The sequence below is a fragment of the Apibacter sp. ESL0432 genome (assembly GCF_019469225.1).
Lineage (GTDB): Bacteria > Bacteroidota > Bacteroidia > Flavobacteriales > Weeksellaceae > Apibacter.
On record NZ_CP048266.1, the window covers coordinates 880245 to 901007 of the forward strand.

18 protein-coding genes are annotated in these 20763 nt (G+C 32.7%); 13 read left to right on the top strand and 5 right to left on the bottom strand.

The genetic code is table 11. From position 1 onward, the window contains the following. Window positions 1–23 precede the first annotated feature (23 nt). The 6 genes from GYM73_RS03690 (at window position 24) to GYM73_RS10010 (ending at window position 4704) form a co-directional block, all read left to right on the top strand. Window positions 24–1283: an alginate export family protein gene (locus GYM73_RS03690; RefSeq protein ID WP_220234177.1), complete on the top strand. Its 1260-nt coding sequence runs from the start codon at window positions 24–26 to the stop codon at window positions 1281–1283. Between the two features lie 17 nt (window positions 1284–1300). Then, on the top strand, window positions 1301–2209 hold the full coding sequence (gene moaCB, locus GYM73_RS03695; RefSeq protein ID WP_220234178.1) for a bifunctional molybdenum cofactor biosynthesis protein MoaC/MoaB: 909 nt from the start codon (window positions 1301–1303) through the stop codon (window positions 2207–2209). 15 nt (window positions 2210–2224) lie between these two features. Then, window positions 2225–2989: a molybdate ABC transporter substrate-binding protein gene (gene modA, locus GYM73_RS03700; protein ID WP_105297402.1), complete on the top strand. Its 765-nt coding sequence runs from the start codon at window positions 2225–2227 to the stop codon at window positions 2987–2989. A 4-nt stretch (window positions 2990–2993) separates the two neighbouring features. After that, on the top strand, window positions 2994–3671 hold the full coding sequence (gene modB, locus GYM73_RS03705; protein WP_160567450.1) for a molybdate ABC transporter permease subunit: 678 nt from the start codon (window positions 2994–2996) through the stop codon (window positions 3669–3671). An 8-nt stretch (window positions 3672–3679) separates the two neighbouring features. After that, entirely contained in the window at window positions 3680–4336 is a 657-nt protein-coding gene (locus GYM73_RS03710; RefSeq protein WP_160565439.1) for an ATP-binding cassette domain-containing protein, read from the top strand. 149 nt (window positions 4337–4485) lie between these two features. Next, window positions 4486–4704: a hypothetical protein gene (locus GYM73_RS10010; protein WP_160542280.1), complete on the top strand. Its 219-nt coding sequence runs from the start codon at window positions 4486–4488 to the stop codon at window positions 4702–4704. Between the two features lie 152 nt (window positions 4705–4856). On the opposite strand, the gene GYM73_RS03720 is transcribed toward GYM73_RS10010, so the two are convergent. The 5 genes from GYM73_RS03720 to GYM73_RS03740 form a co-directional block, all read right to left on the bottom strand. Further along, window positions 4857–5639, bottom strand: coding sequence for a GIY-YIG nuclease family protein (locus GYM73_RS03720; RefSeq protein ID WP_220234179.1), 783 nt, complete (start codon window positions 5637–5639; stop codon window positions 4857–4859). Between the two features lie 54 nt (window positions 5640–5693). Continuing rightward, a complete protein-coding gene (locus GYM73_RS03725; RefSeq protein WP_220234180.1) occupies window positions 5694–6956 on the bottom strand; it encodes a Y-family DNA polymerase in 1263 nt (420 codons plus the stop codon). 1 nt (window position 6957) lies between these two features. Then, a complete protein-coding gene (locus GYM73_RS03730) occupies window positions 6958–7374 on the bottom strand; it encodes a LexA family transcriptional regulator (RefSeq protein ID WP_105297408.1) in 417 nt (138 codons plus the stop codon). 279 nt (window positions 7375–7653) lie between these two features. Further along, on the bottom strand, window positions 7654–8307 hold the full coding sequence (locus GYM73_RS03735) for a response regulator (protein WP_160542277.1): 654 nt from the start codon (window positions 8305–8307) through the stop codon (window positions 7654–7656). A gap of 303 nt (window positions 8308–8610) precedes the next feature. Then, window positions 8611–9663, bottom strand: coding sequence for an alpha/beta fold hydrolase (locus GYM73_RS03740; RefSeq protein WP_166003394.1), 1053 nt, complete (start codon window positions 9661–9663; stop codon window positions 8611–8613). A gap of 1465 nt (window positions 9664–11128) precedes the next feature. On the opposite strand from GYM73_RS03740, the gene GYM73_RS03745 reads away from it, so the two are divergent. The 7 genes from GYM73_RS03745 (at window position 11129) to GYM73_RS03775 (ending at window position 20650) form a co-directional block, all read left to right on the top strand. Beyond that, on the top strand, window positions 11129–11881 hold the full coding sequence (locus GYM73_RS03745; protein ID WP_220234181.1) for a 2-oxo acid dehydrogenase subunit E2: 753 nt from the start codon (window positions 11129–11131) through the stop codon (window positions 11879–11881). Window positions 11882–12457: 576 nt separating this feature from the next. After that, on the top strand, window positions 12458–14383 hold the full coding sequence (locus tag GYM73_RS03750) for a type VI secretion system Vgr family protein (RefSeq protein WP_220234182.1): 1926 nt from the start codon (window positions 12458–12460) through the stop codon (window positions 14381–14383). A gap of 43 nt (window positions 14384–14426) precedes the next feature. Then, a complete protein-coding gene (locus GYM73_RS03755; RefSeq protein ID WP_220234183.1) occupies window positions 14427–15491 on the top strand; it encodes a DUF2931 family protein in 1065 nt (354 codons plus the stop codon). 34 nt (window positions 15492–15525) lie between these two features. After that, window positions 15526–16632, top strand: a complete 1107-nt coding sequence (locus GYM73_RS03760; RefSeq protein ID WP_220234184.1) for a DUF2931 family protein — start codon at window positions 15526–15528, stop codon at window positions 16630–16632. Window position 16633: 1 nt separating this feature from the next. Continuing rightward, window positions 16634–18271: a DUF2235 domain-containing protein gene (locus GYM73_RS03765; RefSeq protein ID WP_220234185.1), complete on the top strand. Its 1638-nt coding sequence runs from the start codon at window positions 16634–16636 to the stop codon at window positions 18269–18271. Beyond that, on the top strand, window positions 18249–19016 hold the full coding sequence (locus tag GYM73_RS03770; protein ID WP_220234186.1) for a hypothetical protein: 768 nt from the start codon (window positions 18249–18251) through the stop codon (window positions 19014–19016). Before GYM73_RS03765 ends, GYM73_RS03770 begins: the two co-directional genes overlap by 23 nt. Then, window positions 19004–20650, top strand: coding sequence for a DUF4280 domain-containing protein (locus tag GYM73_RS03775; RefSeq protein WP_220234187.1), 1647 nt, complete (start codon window positions 19004–19006; stop codon window positions 20648–20650). The genes GYM73_RS03770 and GYM73_RS03775 overlap by 13 nt, the downstream gene beginning before the upstream one ends. The last annotated feature ends 113 nt before the right edge of the window (window positions 20651–20763 follow it).

Consider the following 20763-nt stretch of genomic DNA (forward strand, 5'->3'; position numbering starts at 1 on the left):
AATTATTAACTAAAATTAAATTTATGAAACACAAAAAAATTTGGTATTTGTTGTTTTTTAGTTTAGGGAGTTTAAGTCTCTTAACTGCACAGAAAATTAAAATTGATGGAGAACTGAGAACCAGAGGAGAATTAAGAAGTGGTTTTCGTAAGCCTTTGGCAGATTCTTTAGATGCTGCTTATGTGAATAATTTAAGGGTACGATTGGGTGCTACTTATTCTGAAAAAGATTATAAAGTTAAAATTACTTTACAAGATACGGAAACGTACGGATCAAATGGAATAAATAAAACCGGAAATAATTTAGGAGTATACGAAGCTTGGGCAGAATATTTCTTTACCCCTGAATTTTCAGGAGTTTTAGGACGTCAAATTTTAGAATATGACGACAAGCGTCTTTTTTCATCCGGTAATTGGAGCAATACCCCTAATGCACATGACCTTTTAAAATTAAAATACGAAACTTCTAAATTTAAAGCACATGTCGGAGGAGGTTGGAACAATGCGGCGGATGTCCTTTATGAATCTGTGTATGACAAAAGTTATAAATCATTATTCTATACTTGGTTATATAAACCAATTGGAAAATTTACAGCTTCTGCCATATGGGTTAATGAAGGATTCCAAAAAGGAGAAGTTCCTGAAGAAGTAAAAACTTCTATCTTTAGAAATACAGTAGGAGCTAACTTTGGATTAGATGATCGCAGCATTCCTTTTTCATTTTATGCAACCGGATATTACCAGTTTGGATATGATAGATCTGACAGTAAATTAGATGCTTCTTTATTAGCTTTGAAAACTAAGTATAGATTCTCCGATTTCATTTCAGCTAACGTAGGGGTTGATTATTTTTCAGGTTCCAAATCCACGTTATCAAAATCTAAAGATCACACCTTTAATAAACTTTATGGTGCTAACCATTCTTTTAATGGATCTATGGAGTATTGGGCAACCTTACCTAAGCAAGGGTTACTTGATTTATACGGTGGAGTGTCTGTAAAAGCTAATTCAAAATTAAGTTTTGACGGTGGATTCCATACTTTTTCAACTGCTGAAAAAATGGATAACCGAAATAACAAAGGCATAGGATCTGAAATTGATTTATTGGCAGATTATACAGTTTCTCAAACATTATCTTTACAAGCAGGTTGGAGTACTTATATGAAAAACAAAGGAACAAGAATACTAAAAGATCAATTGGGGGTTGATACCAAGTTTCCACAATGGGCTTATATCATGATTACTTTCAAACCGGTATTCTTTTCAACCAAAGCAGAAAAATAATTTTAAAAAATAAAAAAGTGGTAAATATAACGCATAAAAGTAATTCTTTACGAAAAGCCATAGCTCAAGCGGTGGTTAAGGTGGGATATCAACAAACTATTCAAACTATTAAGGATAACAAAGTTCCCAAAGGAAATATTTTTGAAATGGCAAAAGTTGCCGGTTTATTTGCGGCAAAGAAAACAAGTGACATGATCCCGGATTGTCATCCGCTGCCCATAGAATATACTTCCATAACCTATGAAATGAAAGAGTTAGAGATTTATATTTATGCTGAAATACATACCATTTATAAGACAGGAGTTGAAGTGGAAGCTATGCATGCGGCATCGGTAGTTGCCCTAACGATGTATGATATGCTTAAACCCATTGATAAGAATGTCGAAATCCAACAAATTAAATTATTGGAAAAAAGAGGAGGAAAATCAGATAAAAGCAATTCATTTGATTTACCATTAACTGCATCCATATTGGTTTGTTCTGACAGCATTTCTAAGGGTCATAAAAAAGACCGTGCAGGTAAAGTAATTATGGAAAAACTTCAAACCATAGGAGTAGATGTTTCCGATTATGAAATTATTCCGGACGAAAAAGAGGATATACAAACCAAAATTAGAGAATATCACCGGAAAGGCGTAAATTTAATTTTGGTAACCGGCGGTACCGGATTATCTAAGAGGGATGTTACCCCTGAGGCGGTTCAACCTTTACTGGAAAGAGAAATTCCGGGAGTGGCAGAAGCGATAAGAAGCTATGGGCAAAACAGAACGCCTTTAGCCATGTTATCCAGAAGCATAGCCGGATTAATCGGAAATACCTTAGTAATTACTATGCCGGGTTCTACCAAAGGAGCAGAAGAATCTATGGATGCAGTTTTTCCTTCGATACTGCATATTTTCAAAATAATTGAAGGAGCACAACACTAAAAATTTTATATAATCATGAAACGTAAGCTAGTTTTTTTGCCGATATTACTATTTTTATTCGGCTTAATATCCTGTACAAAAGAACGTAAAGCTACTATTGCCGCTGCTGCTAATTTAAGATATGTACTGGAAGAAATTAAAGAACAATATCTTAAAGATTACCCGGGCGCAGATCTCCAAATTACTTATGGATCTTCAGGAACTCTAACCCAACAAATTATTAATGGAGCCCCTTTTGATCTTTTTATGTCTGCAGATACTAAATTTCCCGGCAAATTAGAAGATCGAGGGTTAACTTCTGCATCGGCAGTTAACTATTGTTACGGAAGAGTAGCCATGTGGAGTTCTACATTGAATTTATCGCAAGGATTGTCAGCCGTTTTATTACCGGAAGTTAAAAAAATAGCCATTGCTAATCCGGACAATGCTCCCTATGGTTTAAATTCTGTTAATGCACTTAAAAAGGAGGATTTATACGATAAAATAAGTAAACGTATTGTATGGGGAGAAAACATTAATCAGACGGCTCAATATGCATTTTCAGGAAATGCAGAAATAGGGTTTATTGCTTTATCGCTGGCCTTAGCACCCGAAATGAAAAATAAGGGGCACTATTATGTATTACCGGAAGATATATGTCCACCGATAGCACAAGCTGCCGTACTTATAAACGGATGGGAAAAAAACGGTGAAGCTTCTCGTTTCTTGGATTATATTATCAGTTCCAAATGTGACAATATTTGGAAAAAATACGGATACGGTTTAGCAAAAAAAGATTAATTAATTGAGCGAAGATTTTATAAACACTCTTTGGCTTACAGGTAAGTTGGCAACTCTATCAACCGTTTTCTTATTGTTTATAGGGTTGCCGGTTGCCTACCTGTTGGCATATACGCATTTCAAAATAAAACCCCTGGTAGAAGCTTTGATCTGTATGCCTTTAGTTCTTCCTCCCACGGTACTGGGTTATTATTTATTGGTGGCCTTTAGTCCTCAAAACATACCGGGCGCTTTTTTAGAGAAACACTTTAATACCAGATTAGCTTTTACTTTTGAAGGCATAATTATAGCAAGTATTATAGCAGGATTGCCCTTTATGATACAATCTCTTCAAAATGGATTTTCGTCTCTTCCTGTAAGTTACAGAGAAGCTGCCTATACTTTAGGAAAATCCAAAACAACTACATTTTTCAAAGTTTTATTACCTAATATAAAACCTTCTCTTATCACCGGTGTAGCATTAACTTTTGCGCATTGCATAGGAGAATTTGGAATTGTGCTAATGGTTGGAGGAAATATCCCCGGAGAAACTCGTATAGCTTCTATTGCCATATACGATCAGGTACAAGCATTAGATTATAAAACCGCAAATCAATATTCATTTATTTTATTTTTAATTTCATTTATATTGCTTACTCTCATTTATAGCATTAATAAAGGTTTTAAAATTAAAACTATATAATTTTCTTAATGATATATATTGATATTGAATATAGAATTTTAACCTCGGAAGGAAGTCGTATTCTATCTGTCCAAACTGAACTTCCCGAAAACCAATTAATATGTATTTCCGGGCCTTCGGGAATAGGAAAAACTACACTTCTTAGAATGATTGCCGGTTTAACAAAACCCGATAGGGGAATAATTCAAGTAGGAGATCGCATTTTCTACGATTCTTTAAATAACATAAATTTAAGTCCGCAAAAAAGAAACATAGGTTTCATGTTTCAAGATTATGCTTTATTTCCTAATATGACGGTGGAAGAAAATATATCTTTTGCACAAAATAAAGTAAAAGATAAAGCATGGGTGGATACTCTAATTAAGTCTTATGGATTAGATGCTTTACGAAATCAGAAACCTGATAAACTTTCAGGAGGACAAAAACAAAGAACAGCTCTTGCAAGAACTTTGGCTAAAAAAGCGGATCTATTACTTCTGGATGAACCTTTGTCTTCTGTAGATTCGACGATGAGGATAAAACTTCAAAACGAAATTTTAAAGACACATGCTGTTTTTGGTTCTACTACCTTAGTAGTTTCTCACGATCAAGACGAAGTTAACAAAATGGCTCAGTGTGTTTTATATATGGAATACGATCAAATTCGACTAATCAAGAATTCTTAGAATTATATTTTATTTTATTTTATCTTTATTGTATAAAATACATGTATTTTTATTATAATTCGTATTTTTTTTTAGAAATTTGTATCTTTGTGCGCACTAAATAAATTTTTCACAATATAATTGAAAAATTAAAACTAACTTCTAGATAAATGAAACTATTAATTTTTCTTTCTTCTTTGCCGGGATTTTTAACAATTACTTTTATTATTTTAAAACTTTTAAATATTATAGAATGGTCTTGGTTGATAGTTTTTTCGCCTTTATGGTTTACTTTTTTATCTAGTATGATTTTTATTTTATTATTAATTTTTCATGTAAAAATTTATAAAAGATATCTTGAAAATTTTTTTAAAATAAATGATTATTAGGATTATTAGGCAAAATAATATAATGCTAAAGAACGTTCTATTAAACGTAAACAATTGTCTGTATTTAACGGAGGTAAAAAATACAGTACATTACCGGTGTGAAAATAATAATTGATTGAAAACAAAATTATTAGGTTTGTAGTAAACCTGTTTTATTGTTTTTTCAAATAACTTCTTAAAATTCTTCTTGCATCTTTGTTATCCGATTTAGGCATAATAAACGTTAAAGGATCTTTTCGAGATCTTTTCGGGCAGAATCCGAATCCTTTATAAATTCCGTTTTCAATTAAAACTAATCCCTTTTCATCCTTTGTTCTTCCCGGAAGTTTTAATAATACGGTTTCTTGTGGAAAAGAATTTTTTTCTAAATATTGATGCGCACGCTTGTTATATTCATCTACGGGTTCTTCATTAACGCAGGCGCCTAAACACTCGTGTAGCGTATATTGGAAACATTGGGCCTTGGATTTATACAATCCGTTTATTTTTTGGCAAAGTTTATAAGTTTCCGTAATGCGGAATAAATCTTCTTTTCCTTGCTTTAAGCTCAAGTAAGAATTAATTTCCTGTGATCGGTTATCTATCTTTTTCAATTGTAAGGATATATACCCTTCTTGAGTTATTTCGGGATATAAGCCATAATAAAAAATGCTGTGCCTTTGCGCTCTGTTATAAATAGGTTTGTGGTGTTTTATTTCCTCAGATTCCATAAGCAGGGCAATTAATTCGCTTCCTGTAGGTTCATACCTGACTTTGGAAGCAAAGTTTTGTATTTTTACCGATTTACGGTCGGTACAGGTAAAATGTTGGCTTAATCTTTTTTTGATATTATTGCTTTTTCCGATATAAATCAATCGTTCTTCATGGGTATAAATATAATATACTCCCGGAACGGTGGGTAAATCGGAAACCATCTTTTTTAAATCCTCACGCATATTCACTCTGTTTTTTATAAAATTATCATCGGATGATATTTAGCCGGATCTTCCTTATACCTTAACTTGTATAAGTTCCCTCATATCGGTAGAGAAACGTTTAGAAAGTCGGGTCTGCTTCATCTTCCAAGTCCTTTTAATATCTTGACAACCCAATTTCAGTTTATCTTCATGGTATTTATGGTTCAACTTATCCATAATCTTCATAATAGGTTGGTGCTTCAGGTAATAATCCTCATCAAACAAAGAAATTTGTCTTTCCGATTCAGGGATTAGACCGGAAACAATAACTCCTGCTTTTTTGTATTGATACCCCTTTTTATATATGGTTTCCAATGCTTTTTGAGCACATTTACTTAACTCAATAGCTGAATTGTGGGGATTAGACAGCGTTAAAGTAACAGAGGGATGATGTTGAATTAAATCGCCCCTATAGAAATTTGTATGCAGGAATACAGTCACATAATTACAACAACTTTGTTGTGCGCGTAATTTTTCTGAACATTTCACGGCAAAGGTAGCTATTCTTTCTTTTAAATCTTCTAGTTTGTCGGTCATGTAATCGAAGGTGCGGGTAGTGGCAATGGACTTTTTACGAGCCGGCAAATCTATATCAAGCTGAGGAATTCCCTTTAATTCATTGATCATGCGGATTCCTACTATTCCCATTTCTTGACGTATAAATGTTTCCGGAAGATTAACCAATTCATAAGCTTTACGAATACCTTTTGCCTGAAATCGTTTGTTTAATCTTCTTCCAATTCCCCATATGTCTCCAATATGCAACCACTTGAGTGCTTTTTCAATTTTTTCGGGAGAATCAATAACATATACATTATGGGTTTGCTCAGGATATTTTTTGGCTATCCTGTTAGCTACTTTGGCAAGTGTTTTAGTAGGAGCAATTCCTATGCTGGTAGGAATGCCTACACCCTTAAGTATATATTTTCTTAAATCTAAACAATGTTCCCGCAAATTCAATTGCATATAGCCGTTAAAGTTCATAAATGCTTCATCGATAGAATATATTTCAACTTCTTTGCAATAACGCCCGATGATATTCATTACACGGTTACTTAAATCACCATACAGGGGAAAATTGGCGGAATAGAGGAATATTTGATTTTCTTCAAATACTTTTTCATATTTAAATGCAGGAGCTCCCATAGGGATGCCGAGGGCCTTTGCCTCATTGGAACGGGCAATTACGCAGCCGTCGTTATTTGAAAGCACACAAACAGGTTTACCTGTTAAAGAGGGATTACTCACTCTTTCGCAAGAAGCATAAAAGTTATTACAATCTAATAAAGCATACATGCTATGAAAATTTTATAATGGTATGGGTAAGTATTCCCCAAATAATAAAATCTTGATCAGGAGTAACCCGGATCGGTTCGTATTCCTTGTTTTCCGGCAGGAGAATAATTTCTTTTACTATTCCTTTTTCCTTTACTACCTTTAGTCTTTTTAATGTAAATTCCCCGTCTATATAACATACGGCAATATTGCCGTTTTTAGGTTCCAATGCTTTATCCACGATAATAAGATCTCCGTTATAAATCCTCATATCTTTCATAGAATCCCCATTTACTCGTGCCAAGAAAGTGGTTTCGGGATCTCTTATTAATTCGTCGTTCAAATTAATTCGTTCCAAATGAAAATCATCTGCTGCCGAAGGAAATCCGGCTTTGATGTCTCCTGCAAACCATAAAGATAAATTATCTTTTCGCTTCATAAATGCAAATTTATTATGAATTATGTTGAAAAAGAAGCGATAAAATAGCAATTTGATTGATATTTAGATAATATCAATGATATATCCTTAATAAAATAAAGGCATATTTATGAGGTGCTAACTGTTTCAACAATCATTTATATACCGAAAGGATATAGGGATCGGATATTTACTGTTTAATTGATGGATTTCATGAATATATGCATTAAGCTTTCATATGTAATTGAAAATAAATCAATTAGGTTATAAAATATTTTTTAATAAATTTTACCGTACGATTTATATTAAGTTCCAATCTGAAAATAAAGTAAGTAAATGTAAAGTAGTTGCAGCTCCGGCATGTTGTCGAATCGATACCAATCTTTTATTTAAATAACTTTCACTGTTGGGATATACCTTTTCTGTCTTGAATTTGACTGAAATTTCAGGTACATTCATACCAACCGATAATAGGCGCACTAATTCCAGGTCGTTGTTTGTGAACTCAAATAATCCGCCTTTTTGAGATTTGTTGGAGTACAGGTATATTTTATTTTCATATACATCTTCTATAGCTTTCTTTAATTCTTTTGCACTTTCTGCGCCTTTCGTTATAAAAGCATCTATATTATATTTTTCAAAAAAAGAATTAATAATAGGCTGTCTGTCTTCAATGGAAAAAACAATAATTTTAAGATCGGGAAATTCCTCTTTAGCTACTTTAATAAGTTCTTCCCCGCATGTAATGACATGTTCTTGATTAGGGTCAAATGTTAAGTCTGTAATTAATAGCCCATAAGGTAAATTATTAGAAAAAGACTTTCGAATTTTAGAAATGGCATCATCACAATAATTTGCTTGGTCAATATGAGGAATATTTAGTTCTTCAACTATCTTTTTAACAGCAAAATTATCGTTAGAGAAATTCTCTGCAATAAGAATCTTTTCAAACATAATAAAACTTTTTAGTGTTGTGTTGTTGTCTTTGTATTGCCTGCAAAAATAAGATTATTATTTTAAAATTCAGGGATAAAATTTTACACTTTTTTAGTAGAGATTAAAAACGAAATAAGGAAAAGGGTTTTGAGGATATCATAACAGCAATAGAAGTTAAGTCATGTTTTTTAAAGATTAAGTAATTTATATATAAATATCGGTAATTTTTTACTAATTTTATTGAAATGGTATATATAAAAAATGGCAAGGCTATTAAAACTATTTAATAGCCTTGCCATTTATGAAATTTTTTTAAAACTTCTAGTTATTTACTAAGAAACTGCTTATTTGCTTAATCAATTGAGTATGAATATTTGCACGCTCATTCGTGTCAAATTCACAAGTAGGAACTTGATCCGGTCTGTCTTTTTTAAATAGTTCTATTGCATTTTTTCTGCAGATAGCCATAAAGCTATAATGGGTAGCATTATTCAAAACTATGTGTTTGGAAGTTTTTTCCGGTAGATATTTAGTTAAATAACCGGTTTCTAATTCTGCCGGTATTCTTTCTACAAATGGTCCGGCGGAATACACTAAAACCGGAATTTTTATTTCCGATAAGCTGGACGGAATAAACATGCGGCCAAATCCTATATCTAAGATTACTGCTCTTTTGATACGGGGATCTTTCATGTCTTTATCTAATTTCAGAAAATCTGATCTTTCATCCAAACCTTTCATTTGCTCATTAAAAACGTCACAAGCTAACATGATGGGATATTTACGACATTCTTTTTTGAAAACTTTAGCAGAAGATTTACCGCCAATAGCTTCCACTGCAGTCCATCCTCCATAAGAATGCCCGATAATAGAGATATTATTAGCATCTATATGATCTGAAAATTGTTTAGTTTCCAATAAATAACTGATTGTACGACGAATATCTTCCGGACGGGCTAACATATCTCGAGCAAGTTGCGGATCCATATCTTGCAAGGTAGTTCCTGGATGATTAGGCATTGCTACAATAAATCCCCGTTTACTTAAAGCTGCAGCTAACCAAATATGATTATCCCAAGACCCATTCAGTCCATGAGAAAAAATAACCAAAGGAAAGCTTTTATCGGATATTTTCGCATCATAAATTACATTTTCACCGATGATATATTCATTATCTCCAATTCTTGCAATGGGATGTTTTGCCGAGGTTGGATATACCAAAGCAATTTGAAGCGGTCTTAAATAATCATTTATATTTATTTCACGGAATCCTGTTTTGTAGATACTTTTTTTAGAATTTGATAACGATTGGGCAGATAAATTAATACTATTAAGTAATAAACATAAAAAAGCTAAGATAATTTTATTTTTCATTTTCATTTTTATATATTAAATTATATTTATTCAATAATATTTATCGTAATTATTTTAATCGTATCCCGTTGGTATAAATAATTACTCCTTACTAGGCAGTATATAATGTAAGCTTAATTATAGAAATTGGTTTTTATTAGAAAAAAATCTATAAATAAGATAATCAAATTTTATCAGGTTAGATAAAATAAGTTTACTGATTAAGTACAGACTTAATCCATAGTGATTAATTTATGAACATTCTTTTTAAAGTCATAATCATTCATATAAATCATTTTAAAATTAAATTATTTTTACACAATAATACATATAAATTTTAAAATAATTTTTTAAAATTAATAAAAATATATAAGTTAAACTCCTGATAGTTATCATTTTTGTGTTTATTTATATATTATTGTTATTGTGTTTTTTGATTGAATCGGTACGAAATATTATACTCATATTCAGTAAATATTTTTTATTATTTAATTATAAAAAAAAAATAATTTTATTAAACTAAAAAATAAATTTTTATATTATGAATTCGAGTGAATACGTGTAAATAATCCAATTTTTATATTTAAATATGGTTAATTGATTTATGTGTATTAAAAAATGAAAAATAAATAAAATATTATATATTTATTTTCATATATTTGATTTATGCTAACATAAAATATAATTTTATGAAATTAACATCAAAAAGTAAGTTTTTAACTCTAAAAGGAAGGCATGTAAGCCGGAAAATTAATTTGAATAGTTTAACTAAAAATTTAATCAAAAGCGTTAACAATTGTTACTTATAAATAAAAAGCATACATCAGGATAATAGAAAGGGTATATGATCAGTCATGAATTAGTATATCCTGCTTGAAATATGAAAAATTAAGTAAAACGATTATAATATTGATTTGCACATATCAGATAGAATATAGGTCATTTCAATAAGAATTATAAAAAATAGAAATTAAAATAGAAATTAAATAGGTGCTATTCTTTTAAAAATAGATAATCCTAAATATAGGGAACGCAGTAGTAAATGAAACTAATTTATTTAAAGAAAATAATTACGGAAAAATTTTCCGGCTATTACTAGGATTAGATTTGTTTTTATAGCAAAAACAGTTTCATTAGTTAATTCATATATAGCTTAAAATGAAAAAAATTAACACAATGATATGAGATAAAATAAATAAGTGAATCTGCTAACCACTCGAAATTCAATAAAACTAAATTTAAACTAAAAAAATAATACTTATGAATAAGACACAAAAAACAGATGAATTTTTGCAAGTATTGCTATACAAAATGGTCATATTTGAATCAGTACTACAAATAATAAAAAAATGGAATTCCTTATTTCCATTAGAAATAGGTGCGTATGTTGAAAAATATGTAATGATATTTTCAAATAAATATTTTTTATTAATAAAGAATGTAAAGAGCATATCGCTAATAGATTCTAATATTTAAATAATAAAAAATGAATCCAATAAAGCCTATTTTAAGACAAATAAAGGGAGTATATAGTTTTTTACAATACACCAAAAAAATAAATGCCATCCATCTCTCAGTAAACGTAGATGCTACTAATCTCGTTGAGTATAGAAATAACAATACAAGAAAAAAAATTTCTTATACTGCTTATATGATATATATTGTATCAGAGGTATTAAAAAATTTTCCGGAACTAAATATAGCTGTCAAACGCTCCAAATTTTTTCCGAAAGTGGTACAATACGAAACCATAAATGCAAAATTTATGTTAGACAAAGAAATCAATGGGCAAAAGAAAAATATATCTTGTGTAATTAAAGATTCGGATGAAAAAAAACCTGAAGAAATTCAAGAAATTATAGATAAATGCAAATTTTCTGACTATAATACTTCCATCTTTTTTAAAGAAACCAGATTAATAGAAGCTCAACCCCAATATTTGAGACGCTTAATTTCATTTTTAATTTATAAAAATTTGGCTAAAAGACACCGCATCCAGGGAAGTTTTATGATCACTTCGCTAAAAGATAAAGATTTAATTACAGATGCCCTATTTTTGAATTCATCAATGAGTATAAGTTTAGATAAGTTAAAAAATATTCCGATTGTAAAAAATAATGAAAAGTTTTATAAAGTTATTATGAATTTAACCATGACATTTGAAGAACATGTACTTAATAGTACTTTAGCATCCGATTTTATAAGTGAAATAAAAAATAAAATTGAAAATTTTAAATAACTTTTAATTAAACATTTGATCTACACGTCAACAAAAAAGAAAAAGTAACAAATTAGAGAAAAATTGTAATCAGGCTTAAAAATTATAGTTGTCTATTGGTAAACTATTTCTACAAATTTACTTGAAACTTTTTTCTTATAAAGAAAGATTCAAATTTAGACCTTACAATAAATCTAATAAGGAGTTGACTTAAACGATTTATTTAGACGCCGATCCATCCCTCATTAATAAATGAAAAACCGGTACTATAGAAGATTACGTAATGTAAATGAATTAATCATATATCCAATATTAAATTTAATCCGTAATGATGATATCATGAACTATATTTAACAAAAAAGAGTAAACAAGGAATAAATCAATGTTTAACGTTTATAATGAATATAAAATAAATACTTTTTAAGCATATCTTTTACAATAAACCGTTTATAATTGGAAACTATTTAAATTATTTATGAATGGTATTTTAATAAAAAATAAAATAAAAAATATTTTATTTGGTTTAAAAATATCTTTATATTTATCCTGTATATATATTTATATATCTATAAACAAACTAACTAAAACATTCCTGTCATGAATCCAATTATGCCGGATGAAGGAGAATCCTTCAAACTATTAACTCAAAAAGAAATAGAAGAAGCTAAACAACAAAAAGGAGTTATAGCTGCCTATGGAGGAAGTAAACAACAACTCTATGGAAATTCACATCTTGTTCATATAGAAGTACAAATAAACGGAAATCCGTTTTTTTCAAATACCTGTATACATTTGAAGCTAATTCAGAAAATCAATGCAGATCATGAATTTACTCTAACCGCTGATCCCGGAGAATTCGATGAATCCAATGCCTATTTGCTTCAGAATTCAAAAAAATATCTGGGAAGTCGCATAACTTTTAGTTTCATACAATTTGGAAAAATTGTCTCCGTATGGACAGGACTTATATCAAGCATATCCTCCAATAAAAAAGACGGGATAAAGAAGATTATCATTCGAGGAAAAACCCCGGCTTTTCTAATGGAAAATGGAATTCATTGCCGAAGTTTTGAAAATCAAACCTTAGAAGAGATTATACGAGAAGTTTCCCAAGACTATCCAAAAGATATAGTTTCGTTTGATTGCAATCCCAACCTTAAAAACAAATTACCCTATACCGTTCAATACAATCAAAATGATTTTCAATTTATAAAAAATCTCGCCGTAAGATATGGAGAATACTTTTATTATAACGGAGAAAAATTTCAATTTTCCTCGTGGGGCAGCCGCATAGTTGAATTGACCGAGGGCGAAGATATATATGACTATGAACTTAAACTGGAAACCAAACCTCAAAAATTCTCTTATGCCGTTTATGATCCCATACAAGGAAAAGATTACACGGTAAACTCTGAAAGAGAAAACCTCCAAAAGTCCACAAATCCCTTTCAACAATCAGCCTTTAATTCCAGTCAAAATTTGTTTACCAAAGCACCTACCGCACATTTCCATCATAGTCTTTTACACAAAGGACAGGTTGAAATAGAAGAGGCGATTATCAAACAAAAGGTAAAACAACAAAATTTGGTATATATAGAAGCCACCTCTAATAACCCCGAACTACGGATAGGAGATATTGCGAAAATAAATATTTGGATGCCCGGGCATGAGATTTTCAAAACGGGTAAAACTCCCATTGAATCCTACCGAATAACAGAAATAACTCACGAATTTTCAGATGGAGAAGGATATACCAATACCTTTATCGGGTTACCCAAAGAGGTAACCGTTCCTGCGTATTGTGATGAATACGAATATCCGAAAGCCCCCCTGCAACATGCCGTCGTTACAGATAATAAAGATCCCTTGCGAATGGGAAGAGTGCGCGTACAATTTGTTTGGCAGAAACCCGACAATCAGCAAACCCCTTGGATTCAAGTAATCCAACCCCATGCCGGATCAGGAAAAGGCTGTTTTATGAATCCCGAAATAGGAGAAACCGTATTGATAGCCTTTCAAGGCGGCAATGCCGAAGCGCCTATCGTAGTAGGAACAGCATATAACGGAGGAGAAATTGCGGCCTATTACACAGCCGAAAATGACATTAAAGTCATACAAACAAGAAGCGGAACCCAAATACTGTTTAATGATGCAGAGGGTAGCATTTTAATAACCGATCCCGGAAAAAGCAGCTGGTTTATGGACGGAAAAGGAAATATTTCCGTAAATGCCCCTAATAATATGAATTTTACCGTAGGAAATGATTTTACGGTTACCATAGGGAATAATTTTCATGTACAAGTAGGAAATGACAATCATTTGGAAGTAGGGAATGAGCACAAACATATTTCTCATTCTTATACACAAAGGGTATTCGAAAATAAAAAAATTACGGTTAACGGAGAATTAACCGAAACAACAACAACTTCCACCTATAAAATAGTAGGAGGGGATCTTTGGATACAAAGTTCAGGAACAGCAACAATTTTAGGGGCCATTGATGCAAGAGTAAATAAAGGATAAAAACAAGGTGATTCGAATAACAACAATATATAAATTCCTACTCATGCTTTCATTTATATTCAACAGCTGTCAGGATAAAAATAAAAAAACTATGAAAGAAGAATTTAAATGGAAAGAAACCGTCTCCTGTCCCTCAGGCTATCCGGTAGACGTATTTATGGGGGGACTTGAATTAACCGATGGAGGTTATACAAGTTTATATTCGGGAGTGGTAGATCATGCAGAATGGGGTAGCGAAGGAAGGAGTATGAGTCATGGAAAAAAACCGCTGCCTAAACGACTAAATGTAATTTGGATTTCATTTGCCGAAAAGACCTTTTACCATGTGGATGCTGAGTTGGATTATGAAAAAATAGTAGGACTATTTAGGAGAGGTTATTATACATTATCCATGGTTAAAGAACGACCAGAACCATTTAGAGAGGATTATGGTACTATTAACGTAGGTTTTGCCCCGGGAGGAGTAGCCGTAGTTTGGGTAGCGGGAACAGGCCGTCAAATAGAAGTGGGCAGATACCAGGGAGTAAAAACGGAAATACCCAAAGAGCAAGTAGAAAAATTAAAAGACGAACCGGAATACAGCATGCTACGGCCGGAATATCAAGAATCGGTGATAAAAAATCCTGGGATCATCCCTCAAGAAGTACAAGATGCTAATAAAGACAAACCCATTCCTTTTGGGTTATGGGATACATACAGGAAAAAATATAATTGGAAATTTAACTTTGATTTTCCGAATTCAAATGAAATAACCAATAGAGTAACCTGTTTTTACTTTAATGGAGAAAAAGAAATCTTATTCGGGGATAAACCGATAAAATTATATCAAATACCGGAAGAATTAAGATGGAACAAATCAGAAAAAAAAGCCATACCTCGAAAAATATCATTTAGTTGGATTGAAAAAGAAAATAAATTAAGATCAGGAGCAATAACTTTTAATGAAGCCCAGATATTTAAGACTTTTGAAGAACTAACTCAGGGAAATAAGGAAGAATCAATAAAATTAACTATACGAATTATCCATACCGGAGATGATGCTTCAGTATGGTTGGAAGGAAACGGAAAAAGCATCGGGTTGTATAAAAGTGAGGTAAAAATATTTTAAAATGGGAAACCATTAATTATATAAATATTTAACAATGAAACTAAAAATAAAAAATCATTATCTGATAGCACTGCTACAACTGCTTTCCTTAGTGGTAAGCTGTCAGGATAAAAACAAAAAAACTATGAAAGAAGAATTTGATTGGAAGGAAACTGTTTCCTGTCCCTCAGGCTATCCCGTAGATGTTTTTATGGGGGGATTAGAATTAACCACAGGAGGCTATACTAGTTTATACTCAGGAGTGGTAGATAATGCAGAATGGGGGAGTGCGGGAAGGAGTATGAGCAGCGGAGTAAAACCTTTGCCTAAACGTTTAAATGTGATATGGATATCTTTTGCCGAAAAGACCTTTTATCATGTAGATGCCGAATTGGATTACGAAAAAATAGCCCGACTTTTTAGAAAAGGATATTATATTCCATCCTATAATAATGAATTTCCTGAACCAGAAAAAGATAATTATGGAACAATCAATGTAGGCTTTGCTCCCGGAGGAGTAGCTGTAATTTGGGTCGCGGGAACAGGTCGTCAAATAGAAATAGGCAGATACCAGGGAGTAAAAACAGAAATACCCAAAGAGCAAGTTGAAAAATTAAAAGATGAACCGGAATACAGTATGCTTCGTCCGGAATATCAAGAATCCATAATGAAAAATCCGGGGATCATCCCTCAAGAAGTACAAGATGCTAATAAAGACAAACCCATTCCTTACGGGCTATGGGATACATACAGGAAAAAATATAATTGGAAATTTAACTTTGATTTTCCGAATTCAAATGAAATAACCAATAGAGTAACCTGTTTTTACTTTAATGGAGAAAAAGAAATCTTATTCGGAGACAAACCGATAAAATTATATCAAATACCGGAAGAATTAAGATGGAACAAATCAGAAAAAAAAGCCATACCTCGAAAAATATCATTTAGTTGGATTGAAAAAGAAAATAAATTAAGATCAGGAGCAATAACTTTTAATGAAGCCCAGATATTTAAAGCCTTTGAAGAAATAACTATGGGAAATACGGAAGAATCAATACAATTAACCGTACGAATTATCCATACCGGAGATGATGCCTCGGTATGGTTGGAAGGAAACGGAAAAAACATCGGGTTGTATAAAAGTGAGGTAAAAATATTTTAAAATGGGAAAAACCTTTGTATTTAACAGCGGAGAGGCCCGATCTGAACCGGGAGAGCTTCAACTAACTTATGGATTGTTTTTTGACGGAACGCTTAATAATCGAGAAAATACCCGAATATGGAAAAAAGTGCGGGGGATAGACGGATATGGAAATCCCACCGAGGAAGAAATTGAAATATTCGAGCAAAATGCCCGGGAGAAAAAATTTTTAAGCAGAAAAAGAGTAGATAAAGAAAGTACCAGCTATTTAAATGATTTTACCAATGTCGGCAGAAAATCTTTAAGTTGTAATAGAGAATATACCATTTACGTGGAAGGAATAGGAACCCAAGACAAAAAAGAGGATAAACTTCAAGGGTATGCTTACGGTAGAGGAGAAACGGGAATTACTGGAAAGGTTATCAAAGGGTGTGATTTTCTAGCTGAAAAAATAAAGTTATTAAAAAATTTTATAGATGAACCTGATAAAATATCCGAAATTTTAGTTACCGTAGATGTCTTTGGCTTTAGCCGAGGAGCGGCTGCTGCACGGTATTTTGCTTACAACATTCAAAAATTAGCGTATTCAGCGAAAGTAAAAAACGGAAAATATTTGGATCATGAAGGAAAAGAAGTACCGGAAGCTTGGGTAAAAAATGGAAAACTGCCTCGAATGGGTAATTTAGGAACAGCCTTATTAAAAAAGAAAATTAGTCATGAACTGATCGACAATACCTTCATTCATTTGCGTTTTTTAGGAATCTATGATACAGTAGTTTCTTACGATCCGGATGCCTTGCTTTTACCTACTTTCAAAAGTAAAATACATAAATTACATTTAGATGAATTAGGAAGACCACAAAAAATCGTTCATTTTACCTCGTTGGACGAGCATCGCAAATATTTTCCACTTACCCGCATTAAACCGGGGACCAATCGCATAGAACGCAATTTTCCCGGGGTTCACAGTGATATAGGAGGCAGCTATTCCAACTATACCGAAACCGGCAGCGAAAACCTGTTGATCGAAAAAAGACCAAAATATGAATTGGAAAAGCTGATTGACTATCGAGCAGAACTGATCCAAGGCGGATGGTATACGCCGGAACAATTAAAAATAGAACCCAAAATGGTAACCAAGCACAGCCATTACAGCTTAAAAGGCGAACGGAACCTAAGGAAAGAATATAGCTATATCTTTCTACACCTGATGCGGGAAGAGTCAGAACCCTATATGGGGAAGTATTATATGCCCGGCGAAATGGAAAAATACAGTCTTTCGGGAAACAAGACCCTGCAACAGGCCAAAGAGTATCTACAGCTTTATACCATGAAATGGAATGAAGACTGGGTATTGAAAAGCGAAAAAGAAGAAGAAGAAAAAAAACTCAACCAAGCCACTTCAACAAAAGAAATCAAGGAAAATAACTTAAATCAAGCAGATAAAAAGAATCCAACAGAAGAAAAAACAGAAACTAACCACCAACCAATCGAAAAAGAATTAGAAGAAATATACGTCACCGATTCCGATCGATTGCTAAAGAAAATAAGAAACTACTACTTGCATTGGTCTTCCCGTTGGGGAGAATTGGGCAATTCGCCCAATAAAAGCAGAAAAAGAGAATATTATAATGCCGATGGAACCGTTGACACCAATTGAAATAAAAATGCAGCCGGGAAAAACGTACTACTACCGAATCACTACAAGTTTTATGGATCAAATGAATCATGGAAAAGGTAAGGAAAAACTTTGGACCAGAAATGTCGGAGTCTTATTTACCGGAAAAACCCGTGAACACTTTCACTTTCAAATTCTGTGTTTTCGCACGGAAGTAAAGTTGGAAAAAGCCATACCCCAATATAATTTGCTTCGGGAAATCTCCTATCTTTTTAATGATATACGTATTTGTGTTAATGAGAAAGGAGAAGCCGTTAAGCTTAAAAATCTAAAAAAAATACAGGAACGGTGGAACACAGAGCGGAGAAAATTGGAAGCTTATCACAGTGGCTCTTCTATTGAATCATACTTTGATTTTTTAAGCCGTTTACTTCAGGATGAATCAAGAATGATCGGCTACTTGTTAAGTTATGAAATGTATGGAATGTTTTTTAACGGAAGCCGTATCGGAAATTTAAAAAATGAAAATGATACGAAGTATCCAAGAAAAGTAAAACATCCACATTGGAATAAAGTTTTTGCGGAAGAATGGAATGAAGTGAAAGAAAGGGAAGGAGACATAAAAAAATGCTTCCACGTAAAAGGAAAACCATGGCAGACAGAAGAGACAAACACGACTTTATATGAAGGCAGCTATCTCTATTCTTCGGGGCTATTGCATGAGGGATCTTTGGACATAATTTATGAAAATCAACTTAAAAAATACAGAATAGTATGGATTGGTTAAAAAAACTCTTTTCGAACAATAAAGCAAACCATTTTCCCACACCACAAGATGCGTCTCGAAGTAGTAAAAAAGCTTGGGACAAGGAGTTTGAAAAACTTCCGATTATGGGAAAAACAGCTACTTCCGAGGATAAACAATGGAATGAAATTAGCCGAATGGAAGAAGAAAATGCCCGGATACTCGAATTAGATAATACAGAAAGAGAAAAAGAAAGGCAGAAAATATGGGATGAATTAATCGTTATTGACGGAGCAGAGCTGGAATGTCCGTTGTGTACCAATCCCAAAGGAATACTTAAAGTAAATTTAGATACACCCACTACTCAAGAAAAGAAAACAGCAACTATAGAAGAGAAAAGTTCCTTGAGTCTTGTTTTTCGGGGAAACTGTAAAAAAAGCCCGAACTGTTCTTTTCCTTGTCACGTATCCATGATAACGGGAGATTGGAAAAACACAGGAAGTATGAAAATCCAAGATCGGCCGCCTTTATTGCTCAAAAGCACGATTCCTTGCCATTATGGCGGAGTAGATATAAAAATTATCGACAGCGGTCAAATCAATAAACCCGAACTCAATATGGAAGGAGCTCCCATACCGATTCCCAAAAAGAAAATAAAAATAAAAGCCCTTCAAGATCAATATACAGTAGTGTTGAAAAAGGACGGAACTTTATTCGGCCCAAGATTTCCCAATCTGGAATTTGAAATTACCGACGGAGCACCCGGGGAACCAATTGATATTCAGGTGGCAAAGGTTGATCCTTCTTTATTAACAAATACGGTAGGAATAACCGACAGTTGGGATAAAAATAAATTACCTATGGAAAGGATTTCGGTGAAAACGTTCAGCAGCTATTCTCATGAAGAAATCCCTTTGACTTTAGATGCTTCGGGTAAGGCTTCTTACACAATGCCGTTAGAGTGGTGGAGAGATTTAGCCAGACAGCCGTTACACGAATTTTCAACCATGAAAATTTATTTTAAAGTTTTATCTTTTTCACACCCCTCAAAGGTAAATGAAGAAAGTATAGTTCATTTTGTGGAGGTTAGTAATAATTTAATTGAATTACGAACTATACAAAATGTTTATACAGAAAACGCTTTGGGTTTGCCTGTAAAAGATTTTTCGGCAGAATTTGTGGTTAAAGAAGCAGGTACCACCGAAATGTATACTTGGGTTCAAAGGAAAAAAGGTGGAATGGGAATATGGGATGTAAACAAACGGATGACCCGACCGATTATTGAAGAGCATGATCAAAAGCAAATATGCCATTATCCGGAATGGACTTTAGACAGAATTAATTTAAATCCGAGATATGCCGATGGGGTATATCCAATTTCAAACGGAGGAAAAACGGCAACTATAAAAAAACAATCATCTTCACAATCGGTAAATTCTAAGTTTCCTTGGGCATATACACATATTGATTTTGATACAAGAATCCATCTAAATTTTGATGTTCCTGATGCGATCAACGTTATTCGTTTGCCGGATAATACTATCAAAGGAGCGATTCCCTCGCCGGAGCCGCTGCCGTTAGCAAATATTTTTTGGAATGCCCGAATCTTACAAAGTTGGAATTCCGCTCAAGCAAAAACCCTTGTTTCTCATCCTGCTGTATTTATAGGTCCTTAAGAGGATTAAATGTTGAGAAAAAAACTAGTCTTTAAAAGTACTATGCAGCTAATTTGAGCGTTAATTTAAGAAACAATTTAACTATTTAACAAAAAAATGAGTCATCGAAATTC